The organism is Gemmiger formicilis (assembly GCF_024462815.1).
Taxonomy (GTDB): Bacteria; Bacillota; Clostridia; order Oscillospirales; family Ruminococcaceae; genus Gemmiger.
Window position 1 is genome coordinate 177618 of the sequence record NZ_JANGCG010000002.1, and the last position, 24709, is coordinate 202326.

General features: G+C 60.8%; 26 protein-coding genes and 1 other RNA gene. 19 read left to right on the forward strand and 8 right to left on the reverse strand.

Annotated elements, in window-relative coordinates; translation table 11 throughout:
- Positions 1-15 precede the first annotated feature (15 nt).
- The 4 genes from NE623_RS03345 (at position 16) to NE623_RS03360 (ending at position 4537) form a co-directional block, all read left to right on the forward strand.
- Positions 16-1275, forward strand: a complete 1260-nt coding sequence (locus NE623_RS03345) for a shikimate kinase (RefSeq protein WP_256271678.1) — start codon at positions 16-18, stop codon at positions 1273-1275.
- A gap of 66 nt (positions 1276-1341) precedes the next feature.
- On the forward strand, positions 1342-2358 hold the full coding sequence (aroF, locus tag NE623_RS03350; RefSeq protein ID WP_256271677.1) for a 3-deoxy-7-phosphoheptulonate synthase: 1017 nt from the start codon (positions 1342-1344) through the stop codon (positions 2356-2358).
- A gap of 1 nt (position 2359) precedes the next feature.
- Positions 2360-3676 carry a 3-phosphoshikimate 1-carboxyvinyltransferase gene (aroA, locus tag NE623_RS03355; protein ID WP_256271676.1) on the forward strand — a complete coding sequence of 439 codons (1317 nt, stop codon included), beginning with the start codon at positions 2360-2362 and terminating at the stop codon, positions 3674-3676.
- Positions 3677-3682: 6 nt separating this feature from the next.
- Positions 3683-4537, forward strand: a complete 855-nt coding sequence (locus NE623_RS03360) for a prephenate dehydrogenase (RefSeq protein WP_256271675.1) — start codon at positions 3683-3685, stop codon at positions 4535-4537.
- A 78-nt stretch (positions 4538-4615) separates the two neighbouring features.
- Here the strand turns inward: NE623_RS03360 and NE623_RS03365 are convergent, their stop codons facing one another.
- The 3 genes from NE623_RS03365 to NE623_RS03375 are packed head-to-tail and all read right to left on the reverse strand — an operon-like array spanning position 4616 to position 7541.
- Positions 4616-5299 carry a DUF6320 domain-containing protein gene (locus NE623_RS03365; RefSeq protein ID WP_256271674.1) on the reverse strand — a complete coding sequence of 228 codons (684 nt, stop codon included), beginning with the start codon at positions 5297-5299 and terminating at the stop codon, positions 4616-4618.
- Positions 5296-6546, reverse strand: a complete 1251-nt coding sequence (locus tag NE623_RS03370; protein WP_256271673.1) for a hypothetical protein — start codon at positions 6544-6546, stop codon at positions 5296-5298. Before NE623_RS03370 ends, NE623_RS03365 begins: the two co-directional genes overlap by 4 nt.
- Before the next feature lie 17 nt (positions 6547-6563).
- Positions 6564-7541 (reverse strand): alpha/beta hydrolase, encoded by a 978-nt coding sequence (locus tag NE623_RS03375; RefSeq protein WP_256271672.1) that lies wholly within the window; start codon positions 7539-7541, stop codon positions 6564-6566.
- Between the two features lie 301 nt (positions 7542-7842).
- Here NE623_RS03375 and NE623_RS03380 point away from each other — a divergent pair, with 301 nt between their 5' ends.
- The 3 genes from NE623_RS03380 to NE623_RS03390 all read left to right on the forward strand — a co-directional run bounded on the left by NE623_RS03380 (position 7843) and on the right by NE623_RS03390 (position 10857).
- On the forward strand, positions 7843-9252 hold the full coding sequence (locus tag NE623_RS03380; protein ID WP_256271671.1) for an MBOAT family O-acyltransferase: 1410 nt from the start codon (positions 7843-7845) through the stop codon (positions 9250-9252).
- Positions 9253-9267: 15 nt separating this feature from the next.
- A complete protein-coding gene (locus NE623_RS03385; RefSeq protein ID WP_256271670.1) occupies positions 9268-10329 on the forward strand; it encodes an alginate O-acetyltransferase AlgX-related protein in 1062 nt (353 codons plus the stop codon).
- A gap of 138 nt (positions 10330-10467) precedes the next feature.
- On the forward strand, positions 10468-10857 hold the full coding sequence (locus NE623_RS03390) for a helix-turn-helix transcriptional regulator (RefSeq protein WP_256271669.1): 390 nt from the start codon (positions 10468-10470) through the stop codon (positions 10855-10857).
- Between the two features lie 95 nt (positions 10858-10952).
- Here NE623_RS03390 and NE623_RS03395 read toward each other — a convergent pair whose 3' ends face one another.
- Positions 10953-11714: an IclR family transcriptional regulator gene (locus tag NE623_RS03395; protein WP_256271668.1), complete on the reverse strand. Its 762-nt coding sequence runs from the start codon at positions 11712-11714 to the stop codon at positions 10953-10955.
- A 295-nt stretch (positions 11715-12009) separates the two neighbouring features.
- Here NE623_RS03395 and eda point away from each other — a divergent pair, with 295 nt between their 5' ends.
- The 6 genes from eda (at position 12010) to uppS (ending at position 17285) form a co-directional block, all read left to right on the forward strand.
- Positions 12010-12972: a bifunctional 4-hydroxy-2-oxoglutarate aldolase/2-dehydro-3-deoxy-phosphogluconate aldolase gene (gene eda, locus NE623_RS03400; protein WP_256271667.1), complete on the forward strand. Its 963-nt coding sequence runs from the start codon at positions 12010-12012 to the stop codon at positions 12970-12972.
- A 94-nt stretch (positions 12973-13066) separates the two neighbouring features.
- Positions 13067-14092 (forward strand): sugar kinase, encoded by a 1026-nt coding sequence (locus NE623_RS03405; protein ID WP_256271666.1) that lies wholly within the window; start codon positions 13067-13069, stop codon positions 14090-14092.
- 338 nt (positions 14093-14430) lie between these two features.
- The gene (locus NE623_RS03410) at positions 14431-15411 is read left to right on the forward strand and encodes a biotin--[acetyl-CoA-carboxylase] ligase (RefSeq protein WP_256271665.1); all 981 of its coding nucleotides are present in this window, start codon (positions 14431-14433) and stop codon (positions 15409-15411) included.
- Between the two features lie 17 nt (positions 15412-15428).
- Positions 15429-15974 carry a biotin transporter BioY gene (locus NE623_RS03415; protein WP_256271664.1) on the forward strand — a complete coding sequence of 182 codons (546 nt, stop codon included), beginning with the start codon at positions 15429-15431 and terminating at the stop codon, positions 15972-15974.
- 114 nt (positions 15975-16088) lie between these two features.
- The gene (gene ruvX / locus NE623_RS03420) at positions 16089-16547 is read left to right on the forward strand and encodes a Holliday junction resolvase RuvX (protein WP_256271663.1); all 459 of its coding nucleotides are present in this window, start codon (positions 16089-16091) and stop codon (positions 16545-16547) included.
- A 15-nt stretch (positions 16548-16562) separates the two neighbouring features.
- On the forward strand, positions 16563-17285 hold the full coding sequence (uppS, locus tag NE623_RS03425) for a polyprenyl diphosphate synthase (protein WP_256271662.1): 723 nt from the start codon (positions 16563-16565) through the stop codon (positions 17283-17285).
- A gap of 126 nt (positions 17286-17411) precedes the next feature.
- Here the strand turns inward: uppS and NE623_RS03430 are convergent, their stop codons facing one another.
- On the reverse strand, positions 17412-18191 hold the full coding sequence (locus tag NE623_RS03430; RefSeq protein ID WP_256271661.1) for a peptidylprolyl isomerase: 780 nt from the start codon (positions 18189-18191) through the stop codon (positions 17412-17414).
- A gap of 133 nt (positions 18192-18324) precedes the next feature.
- On the opposite strand from NE623_RS03430, the gene NE623_RS03435 reads away from it, so the two are divergent.
- The 3 genes from NE623_RS03435 (at position 18325) to NE623_RS03445 (ending at position 19701) form a co-directional block, all read left to right on the forward strand.
- Entirely contained in the window at positions 18325-18651 is a 327-nt protein-coding gene (locus NE623_RS03435) for a DUF1292 domain-containing protein (RefSeq protein WP_078783112.1), read from the forward strand.
- Positions 18652-18667: 16 nt separating this feature from the next.
- A non-coding RNA gene (ssrS, locus tag NE623_RS03440) (6S RNA) lies at positions 18668-18860 on the forward strand.
- 73 nt (positions 18861-18933) lie between these two features.
- On the forward strand, positions 18934-19701 hold the full coding sequence (locus NE623_RS03445; RefSeq protein ID WP_256271660.1) for a hypothetical protein: 768 nt from the start codon (positions 18934-18936) through the stop codon (positions 19699-19701).
- A gap of 110 nt (positions 19702-19811) precedes the next feature.
- Here the strand turns inward: NE623_RS03445 and NE623_RS03450 are convergent, their stop codons facing one another.
- Complete coding sequence (locus NE623_RS03450) at positions 19812-20558, reverse strand: copper homeostasis protein CutC (RefSeq protein WP_256271659.1); 747 nt, start codon at positions 20556-20558, stop codon at positions 19812-19814.
- 129 nt (positions 20559-20687) lie between these two features.
- A complete protein-coding gene (locus NE623_RS03455) occupies positions 20688-20945 on the reverse strand; it encodes a hypothetical protein (protein WP_256271658.1) in 258 nt (85 codons plus the stop codon).
- Between the two features lie 252 nt (positions 20946-21197).
- Here NE623_RS03455 and NE623_RS03460 point away from each other — a divergent pair, with 252 nt between their 5' ends.
- From NE623_RS03460 to NE623_RS03470, 3 genes are all read left to right on the forward strand, one after another.
- Entirely contained in the window at positions 21198-21827 is a 630-nt protein-coding gene (locus tag NE623_RS03460) for a LexA family protein (protein WP_256271657.1), read from the forward strand.
- Positions 21828-21990: 163 nt separating this feature from the next.
- Positions 21991-23355 (forward strand): putative DNA modification/repair radical SAM protein, encoded by a 1365-nt coding sequence (locus NE623_RS03465; protein WP_256271656.1) that lies wholly within the window; start codon positions 21991-21993, stop codon positions 23353-23355.
- Positions 23334-24104 (forward strand): TIGR03915 family putative DNA repair protein, encoded by a 771-nt coding sequence (locus NE623_RS03470; protein WP_256271655.1) that lies wholly within the window; start codon positions 23334-23336, stop codon positions 24102-24104. Before NE623_RS03465 ends, NE623_RS03470 begins: the two co-directional genes overlap by 22 nt.
- Here the strand turns inward: NE623_RS03470 and NE623_RS03475 are convergent.
- Positions 24095-24487, reverse strand: coding sequence for a BlaI/MecI/CopY family transcriptional regulator (locus NE623_RS03475; RefSeq protein WP_256271654.1), 393 nt, complete (start codon positions 24485-24487; stop codon positions 24095-24097). The two genes, NE623_RS03470 and NE623_RS03475, sit on opposite strands and share 10 nt — an antisense overlap.
- Positions 24488-24709: the final 222 nt, after the last annotated feature.

The window sequence follows — 24709 nt, forward strand, 5'->3', positions numbered from 1 at the left end:
AAGGAAGTGAAACCTATGCAGCAGCCGCTGTACGGACTGATTGGCAGCAAGCTGGGCCACAGCTACTCCAAAATCATCCATGAACAGATTGCGGATTACACCTATGAGCTGATGCCCCTGCCCACCGAGGCCGAGGTCTGCGCCTTTCTGGAAAAGCGCGCCTTTACGGCCATCAATGTGACGATACCCTATAAGCAGCTGGTCATCCCCTACTGTGACGAGGTTGACCCACGAGCGGCGGCCATCGGCGCGGTGAACACCGTGGTAAACCGGGGCGGCAGGCTCTACGGCTACAACACAGACTACGCAGGTTTTGCCTATCTGGCCAAGACCCACGGCGTGGATTTCGCCGGTAAGACCGTGCTGATTCTGGGCACGGGCGGCACCCACTCCACAGTCACGGCGGTCTGCCGCGACGGCGGTGCAAGCGAAATCCTGACCGCCAGCCGCACCGGCCGCGATGGCGCGCTGCTTTACGCCGAGGCTATGCACCGCCCCGATGTGCAGATTATCGTCAACACAACGCCCTGCGGGATGTACCCCAACGTGGGCCGATGCCTGATTGACCCGAAGGCCTTCCCAAGGCTTGAGGCCGTGCTGGACGTGGTGTACAACCCCTTCCACACCGAGCTTCTGCTGCGGGCCGAGGACTGCGGCGTGACCGCGGCGGGCGGCTTTGAGATGCTGGTGGCGCAGGCCGTGTTTGCGGCCGAGCACTTTACCGGCAAAACGCTGGACACGGCGGAGATTATCCCGTCCGTCAGCCGCCGCCTGCGGCATGAGCTGGCGAATATCTCCCTCATCGGGATGCCGGGCTGCGGCAAGTCCACGGTGGGCGCGGCGCTGGCCAAGCGGCTGAACAAGAAATTTGTCGATCTGGACGCCGAGATTGAGCGCCGCACCGGGCGTACAATCCCCGATATTTTTGCGCAGGAGGGCGAGGAAGCCTTCCGCCGCTATGAGGCCGAGACGCTGGCCGACGTGGCCAAGGGCAACAGTCAGGTCATAGCCTGCGGCGGCGGCGTGATTAAGAACCATGCCAACACCCGCGCCCTGCGCCAGAACGGCCCTGTGCTGTGGGTGCGCCGCCCGCTGGAGCGTCTGGCCACCGGCGGGCGTCCCCTCTCCAAGGGGGGCGCTGCCTTAAAGCAGATGGAGGCCGAACGCACGCCGCTGTATCAGGCTGCGGCCACCGCCGTGCTGGATAACAACAGCACACTGGCGCAGGCCGTGGCCACCGCCGCCGCTTTGTTTGAGGCGGATGAGCGGTTGTAATGGCTGACGAAAAAGCAAAGAAAAGTAAACCTATAGAGTAAAAGTATATAAGAAAGAGGTTACCCCATGATTATTTCCGCCAAAAAAGGCACCCCCCAGGTTGAGCTGGACCGCATTGTCGATAACTTTGAAAAGCAGGGCCTGTCCGTCACGATGATTCGCGGCACCGACTACAACGTCTTTGGCCTTGTCGGTGATACGACCAAAATTGCGGAGAAGGACGTGCTGGCAAACCCATGGGTTGAGAATGTGACCCGCGTTTCCGCCCCCTACAAGCGCGCCAACCGCCTGTTCCACCCGGAGGATACCGTGGTGGATGTCAACGGCATCAAGGTCGGCGGCAACTCCCCCATCGCTGTGATGGCCGGCCCCTGCAGCATTGAGGGCGAGGAGCACACCATCAAGATGGCCAAGGCTGTCAAGGCGGGCGGCGCAAACTTCCTGCGCGGCGGTGCCTACAAGCCCCGCACCAGCCCCTACTCCTTCCAGGGCCTCGGCACCGAGGGTATTCTGGATATGGTCAAGGCCCGCGAGGAGACCGGCCTGCCCATCGTCAGCGAGCTGATGGACGAGGCCCACATCGAGGAATTTGAGCAGTATGTGGACGTTGTGCAGATCGGTGCCCGCAATATGCAGAACTTCCAGCTGCTGAAGGCGGTCGGCAAGATGCACAAGCCGGTGCTGCTTAAGCGCGGCCTGGCCAATACCATCGAGGAATGGATTATGTCCGCCGAGTACATTATGGCAGGCGGCAACGAGAATGTCATCCTCTGCGAGCGCGGCATCCGCACCTTTGAGCGCGCCACTCGCAACACGCTGGATCTGTCCGCCGTGCCGGTCATCAAGGAAAAGACCCACCTGCCTATCATCGTCGACCCCAGCCACGCCACCGGTGACTATAAGTACATCGAGAGCATGGCGCTGGCCGCTGTGGCCGCCGGTGCGGACGGTCTGGAAATTGAGGTGCACGATGACCCGCAGCACGCATGGAGCGACGGCGCACAGTGCCTGAAGCCGGACAAGTTCGCCGAGGTCATTGAGAAGTGCCGCAAGGTTGCTGCTGCCATCGGCCGGGAGATGTAAATTGGACGCCAAGATTCATGTCAGCCGCTTAGGCGGCAGTGCCACCGTGCCGCCCAGCAAAAGTGCGGCACACCGTGCAGTTTTGTGCGCGGCGCTGGCGGACGGCACCAGCCACATCACGAATATTGAGTACAGCAAGGACATCCGCGCTACCCTTGGCGCGGCGGCCCAGCTGGGCGCAAAAATCACCGAGGAGCCCCATTCCCTGACCATACGCGGCCACGGCACGGCGGGCGGCTTTGTCACGGTGACACGCCCGGTTTTCTGCAACGAAAGCGGCTCTACCCTGCGGTTTATGATTCCGCTGTTCAGCCTGACCGCTCAGAAAGTACGCTTTACCGGCGCGGGGCGGCTGTTTGACCGCCCGCAGGCCGTGTACCAGATGCTGTTTGAGCGTCAGGGCCTGCAGTTTGAGCAGTCCCCGGACGGCATCACGATTTTTGGCCGCCTGCGCCCCGGCGGGTTTACCCTGCCCGGGGATGTGTCCAGCCAGTTTATCAGCGGCCTGCTGTTTGCCACGCCGCTGATGGAATCGGAGAGCAGCATTGAGGTGCTGGCCCCCTACGAGAGCCACTCCTACGTGGATATGACGGTTGACGCCATGCAGCAGTTCGGCGTCAAGGTGGCCAGCCGCGCCCGCAAGAACGGCAGTATGATGTACCGTGTGGCCGCGCCGCAGCGCTACACCGCCTGCGACTTTGCCGTGGAGGGTGACTACAGCCAGGCCGCGTTCCTGGCGGTGCTGGGCTGTGTCATCGGCGGCATCACCATCACGGGGCTCAACCCCGACAGCCAGCAGGGCGATAAGGTTATTCTGGATATTTTAAAGCGCTGCGGCGGCAAATTCAAAGCTGTCGAGGGCGGCTTCCACTTTGACCGCAGCCTGCTGAAGGCTACCGATATTGATTTGGCCGACTGCCCGGATCTGGGGCCGATTCTCTTTACGCTGGGCTGCTTCTGCAGCGGTGAGACGGTCATCCGCAATGCGGGCCGCCTACGCCTGAAGGAATCCGACCGCATCGAGGCCATGCAGACCGAGCTGCAGAAGATGGGCGCCCGCATCGACGTGGACGGCGACACCGTGCACATTCAGGGCGTGGCGCTGCACGCGCCCAATGCCCCGCTGTCCGGTCACAATGACCACCGTATTGTTATGGCGCTGGCCGTGGCGGCGATTGCCAGCGGCCTGCCCGCGCTGCTCTGCGGGGCCGAGGCTGTGGAAAAGAGTTGGCCCGCCTTCTGGAACGTGCTGCGGGGCTTAGGTGCCAAAATTGAGCTGAGCACCGACAAACAGGATGAATTCGACATAAAGGCGTGATTTTGTATGCTGGATAAAAGCAAAAACTATCTCATTGTCGGTCTGGGACTGCTGGGCGGCAAGTATGCGCAGGTGCTGAGCCAGAAGGGCTACCGCGTGACCGGCATCACCCACAGTCAGGAAACGCTGGACTATGCCTTGCAGCATGAGTATATCTGCGCGGGCAAAAATGCGGATTTTGCGGATTTGATTCAGCAGGCCGACTGCATTATCTTCGGCCTGTACCCCACGGTGCTGCTGGACTGGGTGGCGCAGTACGGAAGTCTCATCCGCCCCGGCACGATGGTGACGGATGTCTCCGGCGTCAAGCGCGGTGTGGTTGAGCCGGTGCAGACCGCCCTGCCCGCGGGTGTGGAATTTATTGCCAGCCACCCGATGGCGGGTCGTGAGACCAGCGGCATCACCCACAGCGCGGAGGTGAACTTTGCCCCGGCCAACTTCATCATCACCCCGACCGAGCGCAACACGCAGGCGGGCATTGACTGGTGCCGTGCGCTGGCCGAGGAGCTGGGCTTCAAGCGCATCAGCGTGCTGACCCCCGCCGAGCATGACCATATGATTGGCTATGTCAGCCAGCTCTGCCATGCCATTGCCGTGAGCCTGATGTGTGCGTCCGACAACTCCGAGCTGGCCAACTACACCGGCGATTCCTTCCGTGATTTGACAAGAATTGCGCATATCAACGATAAAATGTGGGCAGAGCTGTTCCTGTGGAACAAGGATAACCTGATTTCCGAGATTGATATGTTTGACAGCGCCTTGCAGGAGATGCGGGAAAAGCTCGTCAACAATGACCGCGAAGGGCTGGAGGAGATGTTCCGCCTGTCCACAAAGCGGCGGGAAGCGTTTGATAAGAAGTGAGACTGCCGCCTCCACCCTACACACAAAAAAGCAAGTGCATCGGAGATTTTTCTCTCTGGTGCACTTGCTTTTATTTTTTTACATATGCAGCCGCTTTTCCAGCTCGGCCTTCAGGGCGCGGCCCTGGAAGATGACCAGCCCCAAGAAAGTGATGATGCTTAAAATCAGGCAGACGACCCACGGGATGCTGTGACCGTCAATGCGGCCGGCCCCGATGCGGAAGAACAGCAGGATGTACGGCAGCAGCCCGATGCCGATGTTCATAAGCAGATACACAAGCGCGTTGGCCGTGAACTTACTGTGCAGGAACGCAAAAACGAAGTTGCAGACCAGTGCAACGCAGCACAGAATCGGCACAACCAGATCCAGACTGAAGCCGGTGTAGCCGTTGAACCAGTCGGTAAAGACCAGCAGCGCCGACACAAGCAGCAGCAGATTGAAAATCTGCCGCGGGCCGTTGAAGCGGCGGCGCAGCACAGCGCGCAGCACCAGCAGAATTGCCGCGGCCCAGACGGCCATCAGCACGCTGAAATGGCGGTGCGGCGTTTCCTCCAGAAGAAGGAAGTCGAACGCCCCGGCCACCACAACAAGGGCGCAGAGCACAAAGGCAACGATTTTATACAGCATCGACGCCCAGTGAATCCGCGGCGCGGTGGCGGGAAAGTACGCCTCCCCTGCCGGGCCGGGCAGGCGGTTCTGGCACAGCGGGCAGTAGGTGCTGTCCCCGCCGACCTTGATATGACAATGCGGGCAGGTATTCATTTTTCCACCTCCGTGGCGTAAAGGGTAACGTCCATGCCGTCCTTGGTCAGGCCGCGGTAGAACCGCTGCAGAATGGCGGTGCTGCGCAGCGCCGAGGCCGTGCCCAGCACAAGGTCATCCCCGTAGGAGCAGACCACGGTAAACAGCGTTTTGGAGCTGGAAAAGGCCGCAAAGCTGTGGATGTGGGGCTTCAGCTCCTCCGGGATGCTGACCCGGCCCATATTGGAAACAACCGCCGTGACATAGCGGTTCTCCAGCTTGGTGAAGAGCTTGACGGTGACATTCTTGATGAAAAGCGGCACCGGGCGGATGCCGGGCATATGCTCGAGCTTCTCATACTCGTCCATCTGGGCGCGGATATTCTCCGGCTTGAGAATCTCCCTCAGCTTGGCGTCAAACACGGGGGCCACGGTTTCCAGCGTGTCGGCGTCGGTCAGCGTGTGGGTGACAGAGACCGAGTTGAAGAAGTTGCGGGCGGTCTCGCTGGGGTAGTAGTTGCGCAGATTGACCGGCAGGCTGATGGAGATGGGCTTGCTGCGCTCCAGCGCGGGCATATCCTGATAGATGGCCAGCATGAAGGAGGCACTCAGATAGCTCGTCATTGAGACACCCAGCGCATGGCAGCGATCCAGCACCTGCTTGGCGCTCAGGTGGCCCTCAAAGAACTGCTGCTGGTTATAGGGCAGGCGCAGACCGTGGAGGCGGTAGACCTTGACCTTTTTTGCCACGGTATCGCGCTTTGTTCCACCGTAGAAGGTGCGGAAGCTGTCCTGCGCCAGATCCCCGGCGGAGGCGCTGTTGGGCGAGGGCACGCTGTCCAGCTCGCCGGGGTGGCGCAGTGCCAGATAGTTGCGCACGATGGATTTTAAGTAGAGCAAACCGCCGTTGCCGTCGGTAATGGCGTGGAACATTTCCAGATTGATACGGCTGCCGAAGTAGGTCACGCGGTAAATCAGGCGGTTGCGGCGCTCCGGCGTGTACAGCGGCGCGCAGGGGGCTTTATTCTCCGGCTGTGCGGTGGGCAGCTGGTCGGTGGACTCAAAATAATGCCAGAACAGACCGCGGTGCAGCGTGACCTGAAACTGCGGCCACTCCTGCGCGGTGCTGCGCAGGGCCTCGTTCAGCGTGTCGGGGTCAATCTCCTCGTTCAATGTGCAGGAGATGCGGAAAACCCGCGGGTCCTGCGGTGTTGCCGTGGCCAGAAAGACCTTGGCAACATTGTCAACCTTGTACCATGAATCAGACATGGGCACTTCCTCTTCACTCAAATGATTTTCTGCACAAAGCGGCCGGCGCTTTCCATAGCGGCCACAGCGCGGTGGATGGGCATCTGCTGGAACACGTGCCAGCACTCGGGGTAAACCTCCAGCTGGGCGTAGACGCCGGCCTTCTGCAGATTCTCAACCAGACGCTCACTGTCGGACTTCAGAATCTCGTTGGTGCCCACCTGTACCAGCGTCGGCGGCAGACCGCGCAGGTCGGCAAAAAGCGGGCTGTAGCAGGGGCGGGCCCAGTCGGCATCGGGGCCGGTGTAGGCCTCGCGCACGGCGGCGATATACTCCATCGTCAGCATCGGGTCCAGCGTCTTGCAGGTGCGGTAGCTCTTGCCGCTGGCGGTCATATCGGTCCATGGGCTGAACAGCACCAGCCCGCGGGGCTGGGCGCGGCCCTGCTCCTTGAGCTTGAGGGCCAGCTCGAGCGCGAGGTTGCCGCCTGCGGAATCGCCCGCCACAATGACATCCCGCGCACCGTAGCCCATATACATCAGGTAGTCCCACATGGCCACGGCGTCCTCAATGGCGGCGGGAAATGGGTGCTCGGGTGCAAGGCGGTATTCAAAGGAAAGCACGTCAAACCCGGTGGCCAGCGCCAGCTTGCTGGCAAGGATGCGGGCATAGCCCAGCTGGCCGCAGGTGTAGCCGCCGCCGTGGCAGTACAAAACGGCGTGGCGGCGGTCATGGCCGTGGTCAAGGCTGACCCACTCGGCGGGGATGGCCCCCACGGTCAGGCTGTCGGTGCGGATGCCAAGGCTGGGTGTGACCAGCCGCCCGAACAGCTCCTGTGCGGCGCGCTGGTGCTCTAAATCCTCCGGCGTGGTGGAGGTATGGTCGCTGATGCTGTGCACGGCCTTGATGGCTCGCATCATGGGGCCAAGGTTATCGGGGTTCTGCTCCTGCTGGGGCACCAGCGTCTTGATGACATTCTCCAGGCGCTGGCTGAGGTCTGTTTTTTTTCTGGGCATAACGGCTCCTTACAGGCGGGCCAGCAGCCGCGTCCATACAGTGCGCAGCAGCGGCGGGTGGACGGCGTCTCCCTCGCGGCAGCGGTTCGGCGTGGCAGACGCATAGAAATATACCTTATATTATAGCTATTTTCCCGGTGGTTGTCTATCCTGTTCCAGCCATTTTGGCCCGAGTACGCAAAATTCAACTTTTTTCGTGTTCCCACCTTGCCGAAAACAGAGATACCCTTTATAATATTTACATATGTAAAATTTTTATGAAGCGGCGCCGGAAACGGTGCTGCGCGGAGCAGTGTTTTGTATGGCCTTTTCATCGGTGCAGTTTTTGTTCGTTTTTCTGCCGCTTTCGCTGGCGGTCTACTGGGTGTGTCCGCGCCGTCTGCGCAATCTGGTGCTGGATATGTTCAGCCTGCTGTTCTTTGCGTGGGCGGGGCTGAAGGGCGCTGCCATCCTTGTGCTGCTGATCTGCATCAACTGGCTGGGCGGGCTGTCGCTGGGGCGGCTGGCCCACAAAAGGCCGCTGCTGGCCCTGCTGACGGTGCTGAATCTGGCGGTGCTGGGCGTCTTTAAATATGCGGGCTTTGCGGCCGAAACCGTAAATGCTTTTGCGCCGGGCCTTGTGCCGGTGCTGGCCCCTGCCCTGCCGCTGGGCATCAGCTTTTATGTGTTCACGGCCATCGCCTACTGTGCGGATGTCGCGGCGGGGCGCGCCGCCCCCGAAAAAAGCCCCTTCCGGTTCGCGGTGTTTCTCGCATTCTTCGGCCACGGGCCGTCCGGCCCTATTGTCCGCTATGGGCAGCAGGCCCCGCAGCTTGACCCCTGCGGCGCAGAGCGCCGTGTCACGGCCGACCGCTTCTGCTACGGCATCAAGCGGCTGGTGCTGGGGCTGGCCAAAAAGGCGCTGATTGCGGACCAGCTGGCGCTGATTTATGCAAGGGTCACCGCCGTGCCCGCCGCTACGCTGCCCGCGCCGATTCTGGTGCTGGGCTACACGGCGTTTATGATGCAGCTCTATTTTGACTTTTCCGGCTACAGCGATATGGCCATCGGCATCGGAGAATTCTTCGGTATCACCCTGCCGGAAAACTTCGACTACCCCTACCTTGCCTGCTCTGTCGGCGAATACTGGCGGCGGTGGCATATCTCGCTGTCCGGCTGGTTCCGGGATTATGTCTACATTCCGCTGGGCGGCAGCCGCTGCCGCCTGCGGCGCACCTGTCTCAATCTGCTCATCGTCTTTGCACTCGCCGGGCTGTGGCACGGCACGGCGTGGAAATATTTGGCCTTCGGCCTTGTGCACGGCGCGCTGCTCTGCCTTGAGCATCTGGGCCTGCGTGCCCTGCTGGGGCAGCTGCCGAAATTCTTTCAGCACCTGTGCACCGTTGTGGTGCTGTGGGGCACCCTCATTATCTTCGGCGCGCCGGGCCTGAAGGAGGGCCTGGCGGTGCTGCGCGGCATTATGAGCTGGCAAACCGGCAGCAAGGGCTACACGCTGGCCGCCTTTGCCGATACCAAGCTGCTGCTGATTCTGGCGGCGTCCTTCCTGCTGTGCGGCCCGCTGCAGGCGCTGCTACCGAAGCTGAAGGCGGCGCTTTACGCCAGAAAGGCACCGTCCCTGCCCGGTATGGCGGGGCTGCTGGTGCTGCTTTTCCTTGGCCTGATGCGGGTCACGGCAGGCACCTACAGCGCGTTCAGCTATTTTCAGTTTTAAGGGAGGGTGCAAACAATGCGTAAAGCGGTCAAAATCGCCTTTATCGGCGTCTTCTGTGCCGTTATCGGGCTTTCGTTCCCGGTTTTCAACGTCTTTTCCAAGCGGCTCTCAATGGACAGACACGAGAGCCGCCTGGCGACCGGCCTGCCGCAGGTGCTGCAAAGTCCCCTGCCGCAGCTGCCGAGGAATCTGGACAGCTTTCTGGTCGATAACTCCCCCTTCCGCCACCAGCTTGTGTTGGTGAACGCCGGGCTGGACTATGCGCTGTTCGGCACAAGCCAGAGCGATCAGGTGCTGCCCGGCAGGGACGGCTGGCTGTTCTACAAGGACGGCCCCAACGCCGCCCAGCCGATGGCCAACTATCAGGGCCTGACCGAGCTGAATGACAGTGCCGAGGTGCTGGCCGAGGCCAGCGCGGGGCTGCAGATCTTAAATGACCGGCTGGCAGCAAACGGCTGCACGCTGGTGCTGGACCTGACGCCCAGCAAGGACCGCATTTACCGGGAGTATATGCCGGACGGCTACCCCATCGTGAACGAGCAGAACCGTACCGACCTGCTGGCCGCCTACCTGCAGAGCCACACAACGGTGCCGGTGGTCTGGCGGTATGACGTGCTGCGCAGTCAGGCGCGGCAGAACCCCGACCGGCTGCTCTACTACAAGACCGACACCCACTGGAACGCCGTGGGCGCGCTGATTGGGCTGGATGGCATCTTTGAAGCGCTGGATATGCCGACCCTCCCGCCGGAGAGCTACCCGGTGGACACAGAGGGAACCACCACCGGCGATATGGCAAACGTGGCGGCGCTGTATGCCAGCCTGCCCGCCGAGGAACGATACGTTGTGCCCGGCTATGCCCGGATGTTTGAAAAAGACAGCCGCGCCGTGCGGGTCATCGGGGATTCCTTCAGCGAGTATTATATGCCGTATCTGCAGGCACGCTTTACCAACAGCTGGCGGGAGCACATTGACACTTTCACGCTGGGTGTGGTCGAGCACCCCGGCTGCGATATCCTGATTCTGGAAGTCAACGAGCGCAGTCTGGACAAGCTGCTGGCGATTCTCGACCAGTTTTAAACGCAATGACCTGGCTGCAAAAAGTATGCAGCCGGGTCGTTTTTTACAATGTACACCAAAATGTACACGATAGTTGCTGGTGTCGCGGGGGCGCTTCTGGTATAGTTAGGGCAGAAAACCGAAAGGAGAAAAGCTAGTATGAAGATGGCAGTATGGCTTACCACTCTCAATATCCTGCTTGCGGTTGTGCTTGCGGCGGCAGCGGTGTATCTGTTTGTGCTGATCGTGCGGGCACTGAAAAAGTACATCGGCAGCAGGGAGGTGCGGGAGGAAAAGCAGGCCGTGAAGCGGACACTGGGAGAGACACTGAAGGCCCACCGTACCCGCTGCCAGATGACGCAGGAGTTTGAAGCCGAAAGCTTAGGCGTCAGCCGTCAGACGGTCTCCAAATGGGAGAACGGCAGCGCAGACCCCAGCACGACAAACTTGCTGGCGCTGGCGAAGCTGTATGGCGTGCCGGCGGAGGAGCTGATACGGGGCGTGGAGGCAAACCCGGCTGCGGGTAAGGCAGAGCGCGGGGCGGAATGACCCTGCACCGGGCCGGGGCAAGCTGTAGGGGGCGGGCATTGCCCGCCCGCACAAAAAAGCGCCTATGCCGCAGTTTGTACGGCATAGGCGCTTGGTTATTTCAGCCCCAAATCGGCCAGAATATCGGTGCGGGCGTCCAGCGCCAGCGTGGCAATGCGGCGGATGCGCTCGGGCGTCATATAGGGCGCCAAACCGCTGATGGAAAACGCGCTCTCCGCGCGGCCGTCCGGCCCGGGGATGGCCACGGCCACACAGCGGACCCCCAGCTCGTTTTCCTCATCATCGATGGCGTAGCCGTTGGCGCGGACCTCCACCAGCTGGCTGCGCAGCTCCTCAAGGTCGGTGATGGTCTTGTCGGTCAGTTTCTGCACGTTGCTGTGCGTCCAGATGTCCTCCAGCTCATCGCCGGGCAGGGTGGCAAGGATGGCCTTGCCCACGCCGGTGCAGTACAGCGGGCTGCGCAGACCCACGCGGCTGGACATACGCATCGGGCCGCTTTCGGTTTTATAAATGTAGACAATGTCCCGCCCGTCGCGGATGACCAGATGCACGGCCTCGCCGGTGCGCTGGCTCAGGCGCTCCAGATGCGCCTTGGCCACGCCCATAATGTCCATGCTGTCCACAATGCCGCTGGAAAGCTCAAACATTTTTAAGGTCAGGCGGTAGTGGCCGTTTTCCTCGTCCTGCACCACATAGCCCAGCCCGACCAGGCTGGCCAGCAGGCGGTGCACGGTGCTTTTGGCCAACTCGGTCTCCCCTGCCAGCCGCTGCAGGCTGACCCCGGTGGGGTGCGCCGCCAGATGCTCAATGAGCTGGAAGATGCGTTCCACGCTCTGTACGCCGCCTTTTTCTGCCATACGCTGCCTCCTGAACGAAATTTAACAAAAAATTCATAATTTGCAGGACTTGCAAATTTGCTGAAACCGTTCCGTATTATGGAACGATTATACCAGAGTTGCCCGGTTTTTTCAAGCTCTTTTCCGAATTGCGGAATCCTGAACGAAACCGACAAAAATCGTGCGGTTTCTTGGCACTTTTTGCCCGATTGACGCCCGCCGCCGCGGTGTTTATAATAGAAAGTAACCAAGTGCGTGCTATGCCGCGGCGCAGTATGGCCGGGCGGCCGCACAGAATCAGTGAAGGAGAATTGCTATGAATTCTGTTTTGCAGCGTGTGTATGAGATCGGCATTATCCCGGTCATTGCTTTCAACAGCGTGGATGAGGCCCTGCCCCTGTGCAAGGCCCTGATGGCCGGTGGCCTGCCTGCCGCAGAGGTCACCTTCCGTACCGCCTGCGCTGAGGAGTGCATCAAGAAGATTCATGAGGAGCTGCCCGATATGCTGCTGGGCGCAGGCACTGTCCTGACCGTTGATCAGGCTGACCGCGCTATGGCTGCCGGTGCTTCCTTCATCGTCGCCCCCGGCTTTGACCCCGAGGTCTGCCAGCACGTTATCGACAAGGGCGGCATCATGATGCCCGGCACCGCCACCGCAGGCGAGATGCAGCAGGCCATGAACATGGGCTGCGAGGTTGTCAAGTTCTTCCCCGCAGAGGCCAACGGCGGCGTGGACAAGCTGAAGAACATCGGCGCTGCCCTCAAGACCTGCAAGTGGATGTGCACCGGCGGCGTCAATGCCAAGAACGTCAACAACTATCTGGGTTACAACCAGATCATCGCTGTTGGCGGCACCTGGATGTGCAAGAGCGACAAGATCAAGGCCGGCGCATGGGATGAAATCACCGCTATGAGCCGCGAGGCTGTTGACGTTATGCTGGGTCTGGAGCTGGGCCACATCGGCATCAACTGCGCCAACGAGGACGAGGCCGCCAAGACGGCTGAGACCATCGCTAATCTGCTGAGCATGGCCGTCAAGGTCGGCAACAGCAGCATCTTCGTGGGCAAGAAGGAATTCGAGATCATGAAGAAGCCGGGCCGCGGCACCAACGGCCACATTGCTATCCTGACCAACAACGTTGACCGCGCCATCTACCATCTGGGCCAGCGCGGCGTCAAGTTTGATATGGACAGCAAGAACGTCAAGGACGGCAAGACCGTTGCCATCTACTTCGCTGACGAAATTGCCGGCTTTGCCTTCCATCTGGTTCAGCGCTGATTGCGCCCCTTGAAACTGTAAAGCTATAGGGTGTGCGCTCTTTCGCGGGCGCTACTCCCCTATCATTTAAATACTATTATAAAAGGAGTTCACCATGAAAGTCGTTACTTTTGGCGAATTGATGATCCGTCTGCAGCCGTTCAACTATGAGCGCTTTGTTCAGGCCAACAACCTGGAGTTCACCTTCGGCGGCGGCGAGGCCAACGTTGCTGTTTCTCTGGCCAACTACGGCGTTGACGCAGCCTTCGTTACCAAGCTGCCCGCCCATGCCATCGGTCAGGCCGCTGTGAACAGCCTGCGCCGCTACGGCGTTGACACCAGCAAGATTACCCGCGGCGGTGACCGTGTTGGTATCTACTTCAACGAGAAGGGCGCTTCTCAGCGTGGTTCCGTCTGCATCTATGACCGCGCCAACTCCGCCATTCAGCTGGCTACCACCGCTGACTTCGATTGGGACGCCATCTTCGAGGGCGTGGACTGGTTCCACTTCACCGGCATCACCCCGGCCCTGGGCGAGAACGTTGTCGAAATCTGCCGCGAGGCCTGCAAGGCTGCTAAGGCTCACGGCGTCAAGATCAGCTGCGACCTGAACTACCGCGGCAAGCTGTGGACCCGTGAGCAGGCCCGCGCTGCCATGACCGACCTGTGCCAGTACGTTGACGTCTGCATCTCCAACGAGGAGGATGCCAAGGACGTGTTCGGCATCGAGGCTGAGGCTACCGACATCTACGCCGGCGAAATCAACCGCGAGGGCTACAAGAGCGTTGCCAAGCAGCTGGCTGACAAGTTCGGCTTTGAGAAGGTTGCCATCACCCTGCGTGAGAGCCATTCCGCTTCCGACAACGGCTGGAGCGCCATGCTGTATGACGTTGCCTCCAACGAGTACTGCTTCTCCAAGAAGTACGAGCTGCGCATCATCGACCGCGTTGGCGGCGGTGACTCCTTCGGCGGCGGCCTGATTTACGCCCTGCTGAACGGCAAGAGCACCCAGGATGCTGTTGAGTTCGCCGTTGCTGCTTCTGCTCTGAAGCACTCCATCGAGGGCGACTACAACATGGTCACGGTTGCCGAGGTCGAGAAGTTGGCTGGCGGCGACGGTTCCGGCCGTATCCAGCGCTGATAAAGCATTTCCCAGAAATCTGTTTGCATCATAGCAAAAGCCCCGCAGGCGTAAGCCTGCGGGGCTTTTGCGTTTTGCCTTACATAACCTCCTGTATAAAAAGGCGCAGGGAGGGCAAACCGTCGCCCGGCCTGTGAACACGAACATTATAGCATTATAATAATGTAGATAATATTGGTTTGATTGTATACAATATGGGCAGAAAATCAAGGGAAAACAGGAAAAAGTGCAAGGATTTTGCAAGATTGTCAACCGCTTACGGCAAATTGCGTTGACATTCTGCCGCCCGGCGCGGTATACTGGCCTACAGTCAGGCCAAACAGGGGGGTGTGCTACGAATGGTCAAGCAGGAGGTGCTGGCGGCGCTGGACGCCGTCCGCGGGCAGTATATCTCCGGGCAGGAGCTGGCCGCCCGGCTGGGCGTCAGCCGCACGGCAGTCTGGAAGGCAGTGGCGGCGCTGCGCAGCGACGGCATCCCCATCGAGGCCGTGACCAACCGCGGCTACACCCTGCCGAAAAATGTCGATGTGCTCAACGCCGCCGCCATTGCCGCCCAGATGAACGGTGACCCGATGAACGCTCTGCAGATTGAGGTGGTTGACCGCCTGCCCGGCACCAACGCCGCCCTGCGTGCCCGCGCCGATGACGGTGCGCGGGAGGGGCTGGTGCTGATTGCACAGGCGCAGTCGGCGGGCCGGGGCCGCGGTGGGCACAGCTTCTACTCCCCGCCCGGCGGGCTGTATCTCAGCGTGCTGCTGCGGCCGGAAATCGGCGCCCGGCAGGCGGTCAGCCTGACGGCTATGGCGGCCGTGGCTGCAGCCCGCGCCGCTGAAGGGCTCTGCCGCACGCCAATCCAAATCAAGTGGGTCAATGACCTGTGGAAGGACGGCAAAAAGGTCTGCGGCATCCTGACCGAGGCCGCGCTGGATCTGGAATCCGGGATGCTGGACTATGCGGTGCTGGGGCTGGGCTTCAATGTGGCGGCCCCGGCAGAGGGCTGGCCGGCCGACCTGCAGGAGGTGGCGGGGGCGCTGTATGACGGCACCCCGGCCCCCGGTGCGCGTGCCACGCTGGCCGCTGCGTTTTTGAACGAGTTCTGGCCGATGTACCGCGCCGGAAACCGCAGCGGCTTTCTGGAGGAGTACCGCCGCCGTCAGGCGCTGGTGGGCCGCCGGGTGTGCGTTGCACCCCGCAGGGGCGAGCCGCGGCAGGCGGTGGTGCTGGGCATTGATGACGAATGTAAACTGGTTGTACGCTTTGACGGCGAAAGTCGCCCCGCCGCCCTGAACAGCGGCGAAGCAAGCGTGCGATTATTATAAAAAGAGGGGTACTACTTATGACAAAAACTTCTTCCAACGTCCGCCGTATGGTGCTGTGCGCCATGTTCACCGCGCTGGTTGCTGTGTGCAGCCAGATTGCTGTCCCGATGCCGTGGGGCGTGCCCATCAATCTGGCGCTGTTTGCCGTCTATATGGCGGGCACGATGCTGGGCCCGGTCTGGGGCACGGCCAGTCAGGTTGTGTTTATCGCGCTGGCGGCCATCGGCGTGCCGGTGCTGGCCAACTTTCAAGGCGGGCCGTCTGCCATCTTCGGCAAGACCGGCGGCTATGCCATCGGCTACATTCTGGCCGCGCTGCTCACGGCGCTGCTGACCAAGGCGCTGGGCCGTAAGTTCTGGTCGCTCTGCGTGGCAATGGTGGTGGGTTGCGCCGCCTGCTACGTGCTGGGCACCATCTGGTTTATGGTGCTGACCGGCGCTGACCTTGTCAGCGCAATGGGCTGGTGCGTTCTGCCCTATCTGCCCGGCGATGCCGTGAAAATTGTGCTTGCCGCCGTGCTGACCATCCAGCTGGACAAGCGCTTGAAGGGCAGCCTGGTGTAAGGCTGTACCCGCAGAAATACCTTGCTGCATTTTCCGCTGCTCTGGCTCTGTTCAGAGCAGCTTTTTTATGCTATAATAAAAAATACAGGAAAATTGTAAAGGAGCACTGCCCCTATGAAATGGCTTGCTGTTGATTACGGCGATTCCCGCACCGGGCTTGCCGGGTGTGACGCCGGGGAGACCATCACCTCCCCCATCACGCCGCAGATTGAAGAAAAAAGTATGAACAAGGTGGCCACCGCCGTGACGGAGGTTTTCACCGCCCGCAGCGCACAGGGCCTTGTCTGCGGCCTGCCCAGAAATATGGACGGCACCGAGGGCAGCCGCGCCAACAAGAGCCGCCGGTTTGCCCAGCGTCTGGCCAACACCGCGGGTGTGCCGGTTGTGCTGTGGGACGAGCGCCGCACCACCGTTTCCGCCGCCGCAATTCTGGCGGACAACGACACCTTCGGCGCCAAGCGGAAGGAACGGCTGGACTCGGTTTCCGCCGCGGTCATTCTGGAGAGCTTTCTGAACTGGCGCAGCCATCACCCCGGCGAGGAGCCGCCGGAGCTGGTGCGCCCCGAGCAATAAAAAAGGAGAACTGTTATGCCGAACGCTGAACCCCGCTTCCCCACCCATGTGGCCATCATTGTGGACGGCAACCGCCGCTGGGCCAAGCAGCGCCTGATGCCGGTGAGCATGGGCCACAAGGCCGGTTTTGACCGCCTGCGCGAAATCACCCGCTACGCCGTCGGTGACCGCGGCGTCTTTGTGCTGTCGCTCTATGTTTTTTCCACCGAGAATTTCAGCCGCGATGCCAAGGAAGTCGGCTACCTGATGGACCTGTTTGCCAACAACTTCCGCACCATTGCCGATGAGATGAACGAGCGCGGCTGCAAAGTGCTGTTCAGCGGCCGCCGCGACGGCCTGCAGCAGCGTGTGCTGGATGCCATGGACTATATGATGAACCTGACGAAGGACAACGAGAAGGGCATTGTGAACTTCTGCCTGAACTACGGCAGCCATGCCGAGCTGACCGACGCCACCCGCGCCATTGCCGCTGAGGTCAAGGCCGGAACGCTGGCGCCGGAGGCCATTGATGAGAAGGTCATCGAAAAGCACCTCTACCATGATCTGCCGCCGGTGGACCTGATGATTCGCACCAGCGGCGAGGAACGGCTGTCCAACTTCCTGCTGTGGCAGTGCGCCTACGCGGAGTTCTACTTCACGCCGGTGCTCTTCCCCGACTTCACGAAGGACTGCTTTGACAAGGCATTGGAAGAGTATGCACGCCGTGACCGCCGCATGGGCGGAAACACGAAGAAATAAACCGCAAAAGCCTTTTTCCCTCCTCAGGGAAAGCTTTTGAAAATAGCATAATAGACAACCGGCCCCCGCAAAGTTTGGCAGTTCTGCCAAAGCTCTGCGGGGGCATTTTTGCATATACTGTTGGTATCAGCCCACCGTCTCCAGGCCGTTGTCCGGCTCGGCGGCGTAGGTGGTGATGGTCACGTGGTAGATGGTGATGGCGGCTTCCTCGGTGGGGTGGTAGGTGTCATTGCCGTCCTCGTCCTTCACGGTGTCCACGCAGGCCATGGCGTCCACAATGTCCATACCCTGATAGACCTGCCCGAACACGGTGTCGGTGTTGTCAAGATACGGCAACCCACCCGCCGCGGCGTAGGCGGCAACCTGAGAGTCCGTGTAGCCGTTCTGGGCAAGCTCGGCCTGCTGTTCCTCGCTGCTGACGCTGTCCGGCAGGGCTGTGACGAAATAGAACTGGCTGTTGCCGCCCTGCACGTCACCGCCTGCGGCGAAGGCGGCACAGAGCGCCCCGGCGTAGTGCTTCAGGTCGGCACTGGCCTCCAGCGGGTAGGGGTTGTTGCTCCAGATGGTGGAGCCGCCCGTCCCGGTGCCGGTGCCGGTGGCATCGCCGCCCTGCACGGCAAAGCCGTACTCGCTGCGCCAGATGCTTGTGTTATCGTAGTATCCGCTGCGGGCCAGCCCCACAAAATTGTAGACAGCCATCGGCGCGGTATCCGGGTAGAGGACGGCGCGCACCTCCCCCAGAGAGGTGTCAAATACCGCGATGGTGTCCCCCACGGCGGGGGTGGTAAACTGGCGCTCGGTGCTGGCGACAGCCTCACGCGTGGGCGGGGTTTTGGTTTCGGCCCTGCTGCAAGCGCAGAGCAGGGCCAGTGCCAGCGCGGGCAGCAGGCAGAGTTTTTTGTGCATATCCGGAAGCCTCCGTCAAAAATCCAATTAAATTTATTATACCACAGAACTTCCCACTTGAACACCCTTGACGTTTGAGGAAAAAAAGGGTACACTATAAGCATCAAATACAAACGACCACAGGAGGTCACTTATGTCTGACGAACTGAGCCCCGAAATGCTGGAGGAGGCTGCTCCCGATCTGCTGACGCTGGAGGACGAGGACGGCAAGGAGGTCACCTTTGAGGTGATTGACGCTACCGAGGTCAATGGCACCCGCTATCTGGCTGTCATCCCCTATCAGGAGGATCCCGAGAGCCTGCAGGAGGATGCCGAGCTGATTCTGATGCGCATCGGCACCGATGACGAGGGCGAGTATATGGACATCGTGGACGATGATGAGGAACTTATCACCGTCGGCAAGGTGTTCGAGGAGCGCCTGCGTGCGATGTACGACATCGACGATTCTGAGCTGCAGTAAGAGGCCGCAAGGCTTTTTCACCCTGCGCGGTTCGATTTGTTGCGGCCTTATAAAATCCTACTAATCAAATTTTGGGAATCCGGGTCGTGAGCCGGATTGCAGACCTTCCCGCCTTTGGCTGAAGAAGGGAGCATGAACACCCACGTAGGGTACCCACCTGCCTGTACCGGTAGGTTTTGATTGGCTGCAGACGGCTGTGCGGGTCTTTACAGAACACATCCCGGGCAGGGCTTACCCTGTCCGGGCTTTTGGGTATTTTACAGAAAGAGGGTGGTTTGTTCAATGGCGGACAGAATTCGCGTTGGGGACAAGCTGCCCTTTTTTGTGTACGATACCCCCTACAGCGCTGGCAACCGCTTCCGGGACCTGTTGGCCAAAAAGGCACCGCTGGTGCTTGTGTTTATGGCAAATTTCGGTCACCCCATCACCCGCACCTTTGCCAGTCGCTACGCGGATACATACTCATCCCTCTATGACGGCGGCTTTGCGCTGGTGGTGCGCTCCCGTGCGGACAAGCTGGCCCGCAGCATCGGCCCGGACACGCTGCCCTATCCCCTGCTCTGCGACGCCGCGGGCGTTTTGTATGAGCACCTGAACATCCCCACCAGCCGCAGCACCCTGATGAGCTACTCGCTGGAGGGGTGGCGCATCCTGCGGGAGGCCAAAAAGCAGGGCTACCAGCCGGTGAAGGGTGCGGAGCAGCAGCTGCCGCTGACGCTGATTCTGGACAGTGAGGGCACGGTGCTGTTCTGCCACTACGGTGCCAGCCTGACCGACGTGCCCGAGGACTGCGAGGCCATCCAGAGCCTGCTGGAGGAGCTGGAGCTGACCCCCGACAGCGGCGGGGACGATGAGGACGAGGACGGTGGTGAGCTGCCCCGCGAGGAGCTGGCGGCCGCTGTGGCCGCCGAAACCCGCAGCCACCACGGCCGCCGCGCCGCCGAGGATACCGGCGGCTTTCAGCCGGTGCACCAGATACGGGAATACACCGCGTCCGATTTGGAAAAAACCTCCCTGTTCGGGCTGTTCGATGACCCCTATGATGAATGAAAAACCGCCTGCCGATGTGAAAAATCGGCAGGCGGCTTTTGGTTAGTGCGGTATGAAAAGCCTCCTCCTGCGGAAGAAGGCGGCGCGCAGCGCCGGATGAGGAGTGGGCTTTATCGCAGAATCGCAGCCTTGGCGGCGGCCACCGCGGCGGGGTCGGTCTGCTGGATGTGCCACTCGTCCAGACCGGGCAGGCCCATCGGGACGCCCTCGCGACGGAAGCGCATACCGCTTTCCCGCAGGGCCTTGCAGCTGGCGTGGAAGGCCCGCGCCCCGGGCAATGCGGCCCGCAGCTCCTCAATGACGGCGGCGTTGACGCCCGCGCCGATGAGCACCTCGGGGCCGTTCAGCTCGTCCCGCAGGCGCAGTAAATCGGCCAGCTGGGATACACCCTGACGGCAGCTGGCCGCCCCGCCGCTGGTCAGCACGGTGTCTATGCCCAGCGCTGCCGCTGCACGGTAGGTGTCGGATAAATCGCGGGAAACGTCGATACAGCGGTGTAAAGTGACAGGCGCGCCGCCACAGGCGTCCAGCAGCGCCCGCATGGCGGGCAGATCCAGATCACCCTCCGGCGTCAGCGCACCGATGACGAAGCCGTCCGCCCCGGCGGTGCGCAGGGCGGCAATCTGGTGGCAGAGCAGCGTGATTTCCTCCTTCGTGTAAAGGAAGTCCCCGGCCCGCGGGCGCATCAGGCAGCGCACCGGCAGTGACATCTCGGCCTTGATTTGCCGCAGCAGCTCTGCGTAGGGGGTCAGGCCGCCCACAGCCAGCGCACTGCAAAATTCCAAACGGTCTGCCCCGCCCTGCTGCGCGGCCCGGGCGGAGGCCAGACTGTCCACGCAAATCTCCAGCAACTTCATATGACCACATCCTTTTTGCGTTTTCCTCATTGTAGCATAGAATTTTGTGTACGGCAAGCCCCGCACAGGCAAGGCTGTGCGGGGCTTGCCGCAGTTATATGTGTATCACAAGGAATAGGGTTGGCAAAATCAGGCAGCGTGGCCGCCGCGCACAACGCGCAGCTGTACGGTGGGACGCTTGCGGGGCGCGGCCTCCTGCGCGGCGGGGGCCTCCAACAGGATGCCGCAGACCGCATTGAGCAGCACAACGGCCGCACAAAGGCCCACAACTGCGGCCCACAGGGGCATTGTGCCGCTGGCCGCCGCGCTCAGCATCGTGCCGCCCAGAAGGATGGCGGTTGTTGCCAGAAGCCTGCAAATTTTGTGCTTGATAAGTTCCCAGTTCATACCGTTACCTCCAATGAGCCGACGCCGCAGACGCCCGGCTGCCGCAATTTAACAACGAATGTTACAACCTCGTTCGTTGTATTTACTATAATACATCTGATGGTTGTTGTCAAGATAAATTTACAACTTATTTTTGAAATAATTTGCAAAAGACTCTTTACAAAAACCACGGACGGTTGTATAATGAGACTAACGAAATAGATTTGCCGGTGAGACAGGCATTGTCCTACTTTTTATAAAGGAGTTTTCCAGATGTTTGCAGAGCGCTTGAAAGCGGCCCGCAAGGCCAAACGATACAGTCAGGCAGAGGTTTCCAAAATGCTGGGCGTCACCCAGCAGGCTGTCGGCAAGTGGGAAACCGGGCGCTCCACCCCTGACCCGCAGACGGTAGCGCGTCTGGCAGAGATTCTGGAGACGCCCGCGGATGTGCTGCTGGGCCTGCGTCAGGAGCCGGGCTCCACCGCTGCGGTGGGCCGCAACGCCTTCAGCCGCTATACCGAGTCCCAGATTCCTGTGGTGGGCACGGTGCGCGCCGGTTATGGTGCGCTGGCCTTTGAGGAGGACTACGGCAAGGAGTACGCCTGCGTCAAGGACCCGGAGAATTACTTCTTTCTGGTGGTAAAGGGCGACAGCATGGAGCCGCGCATCTCTGACGGCGATCTGGCGCTCGTCCACCGCCAGAACACACTGGACAACGGTGACCTTGGTGTGCTGGTCTACGGCGCTGACGGCGAGGGCACCCTGAAGAAATACATCCAACGCGGCAACTCGGTTATCCTGCACCCCTTCAACCCTGCCTATGAGGAGCTGGTCATCAAGGGCGAGGAGCTTGACCACCTGTATATTGCCGGTAAGGTTGTGGAGACCAAGGCGAAGTGGTGATTTCTCCTGCTGCAATTCTATTGTAGCACACGGCAAGTCCTATAATTTGGACTTTCAGCCACACAACTGAAAATTTTTTAAAAATGCTGCCCGCGGCGCGCCTTGCAAAGCAAGGATATGCGGCGGGCTGTATTTTTTATACCCTTTTTTCGGAGGCGGCAGCATGGATTTGATGGAAAAACTGGAAATACTGGCAGACAGTGCCAAATATGATGTTGCCTGTACCTCCAGCGGCGTGAACCGGCCGGGCCGCCCCGGAGCGCTGGGCAGCAGTGTGGCGGCGGGCATCTGCCACGCCTTCACGCCGGACGGGCGGTGTGTGTCGCTTTTGAAGGTGCTCTACTCCAATGTGTGCAGCTATGATTGCAGCTACTGCGTCAACCGCCGTTCCAATGACCGCCCGCGGGCGAGCTTTACCCCGCGGGAGCTGGCAGAGCTGACGGTCGGCTTCTACCGGCGCAACTACATTGAAGGGCTTTTTCTGTCCAGCGCGGTGCTGGGCACGCCCGACCGCACGATGGAGCTGATGATCGAGGCACTGCGCATCCTGCGGGAGGAGTACCACTTCAACGGCTACATCCACGCCAAGACCATCCCCGGCGCGGATCCGCTTCTGGTGGAGAAGATCGGGCGGCTGGCTGACCGGCTTTCGGTCAACATCGAGCTTCCCAGCGAGACAAGCCTGACGACGCTGGCCCCGGACAAGAAAAAGACTGCCATCCTGCGCCCGATGGGCCAGATAGCGGTGCAAAGCGCCCAAAGCCGGCGCGAGATGGTGCTCTACCGCGGGGCAAAGCCCTTTGCCCCGGCCGGGCAGAGCACCCAGATGATTATTGGCGCAACGCCGGAGACCGACCGCCACATTATGGAACTGACGGAAGGACTGTACAAAAAATACTCGCTCAAGCGCGTGTTTTACTCGGCCTATCTGCCGGTTGTTGCGGACGCACGCCTGCCCGCATTGCACACGGCCCCGCCCCTGCTGCGGGAGCACCGCCTTTACCAGGCCGACTGGCTGCTGCGGTATTACAGCTTTACGGCCGGGGAGCTCCTGACCGATGAGGAGCCAAATTTTGACCCCTATCTGGACCCCAAATGCACCTGGGCCGTGCGCCACCCGGGCTTTTTCCCGGTGGAGGTCAACACGGCCACCAAGGAGGAATTGCTGCGGGTGCCGGGCATCGGGCCCAAGAGCGCCCTGCGCATATTGCAGGCGCGGCGCGTGCAGAATCTGGGTATGGCCGAGCTGAAACGCATCGGCGTTGTGCTCAAGCGGGCCCAGTATTTCATCACCTGCCGGGGCAAGGCGGCGGCACACGGCAGCCGCGCCGAGATTGCCAATGCGCTGCTGGACCCCAAGGCGTTCAGCGTGGGAATCCAGCAGCTTTCGCTGGATGACTTTGTGCCGAAGGCCATGCCGGACGCCGCACCGGCTGTGCAGAAGTTGGCCGCCAACGGTATGGCGGCGGACACGGCGGCAAAAACGGTGCGGCAGGAGGCGCTGCAATGTCTTACACAGCGAATGTGACCGACACGGCCTACTGCTATGACGGCAGCTTTGCGGGCTTTTTGTGCTGCGTGTTTGAGAGCTATACCCGCAAGGAAATCCCCGCGGAGGTCTGCCCGCCCGAGGAGGGCCAGCTGAACCTGTTCGGCACGCGGGACATCCCGACCGATTTGCAGCGCGCCCGGCGCGTGGCGGCGGGGCTGGACCGGCTGGGCTGGCAGGTGAAAGACCGCATTACAACCGGCTTTCTCAGCACGGAGCCGGGCAAGGATCTGACGCTGCTGCGTTTTGCGCGGCTCTGCTTTGCACGCGGCCCCGGGGCGGTGCAGATGCTGGGCGACCCAGACGCCGCAGCGGCGTTCCGGCTGGAGCGCGCTGTGAACAACGAGGCGGGCAAGCTGATTGAATTCATCCGTTTTGAGGAGCGCGAAGGGATGCTGGGCGCGGTCATCCACCCCAAGAACCGGGTGTTGCCACTGCTGCGCGGGCATTTTTGCAGCCGCCTGCCCGATGAGGACTTTTTGATTTTTGACGCGGTGCACGGTATGGCCCTGCTGCGCCGCGGCGGGCAGGTACAGTATCTGGCGATGGAACACTATACCCCCTGCACAGACGAGGCGGAGCTGAACTGGCAGCAGCTGTGGAAGCGGTTCTTCAAGGCACTGACCATTGAGGGGCGCCGCAACGAAAAGGCCCAGATGAACCACGTGCAGAAGCGTTTCTGGCAGGATATGGTGGAGATGCGGGGCGAGCCCAGCGCTCACTCATAGTCATACTCGGGGTTGGCGGCCTGATATTCGGTCAGCCAGCGCAGAAGGCGCTCGGTGTCGGCGTAGGTCAGGCGGCCGGTGTCGGCCAACGCACGCACCATGGCGCGGATGTCCCCGCCGTAGAGCGTCTGCAGATGGGCCTGGCTGACGGCCCCGCAGTAGGTCAGACGGCGCACCAGCGGCGTGTACAGGTTTTTGTTGCCCTGCTTTTCGGCGCGGACAAAGCTCTTTTTTTCAAGGCGAAGCAGGAAGTTGAGCAGGGTGGAATCGGCCCAGCGGCACTCCGGCGGCAGATGCGCCGCAATCTCGCGCCGTGTTGCGGCGCGGTTGCAGGCCCAGAGCGCGGCCATAACCTGTTCTTCACTGCGGGAAAGCTGTTCCATGAGAGGCTCCTTTTTTATAATGGTGTGGTTAGAGAGAGGGGTGCGGGGCGTTGAGTTTCCCGCTCCGCGCTGTAGTGGGATGGTGAGTAACTATATTTTACAAACGTGGCAATTAACACTGTATATATTTTACACTTGTGGTAGATTGAAAAGCAAGATAAAATATTGCACAAATTTCAAGGCGCACTACTGGCAAAAACTCCAAATATCTTTTACAAATGT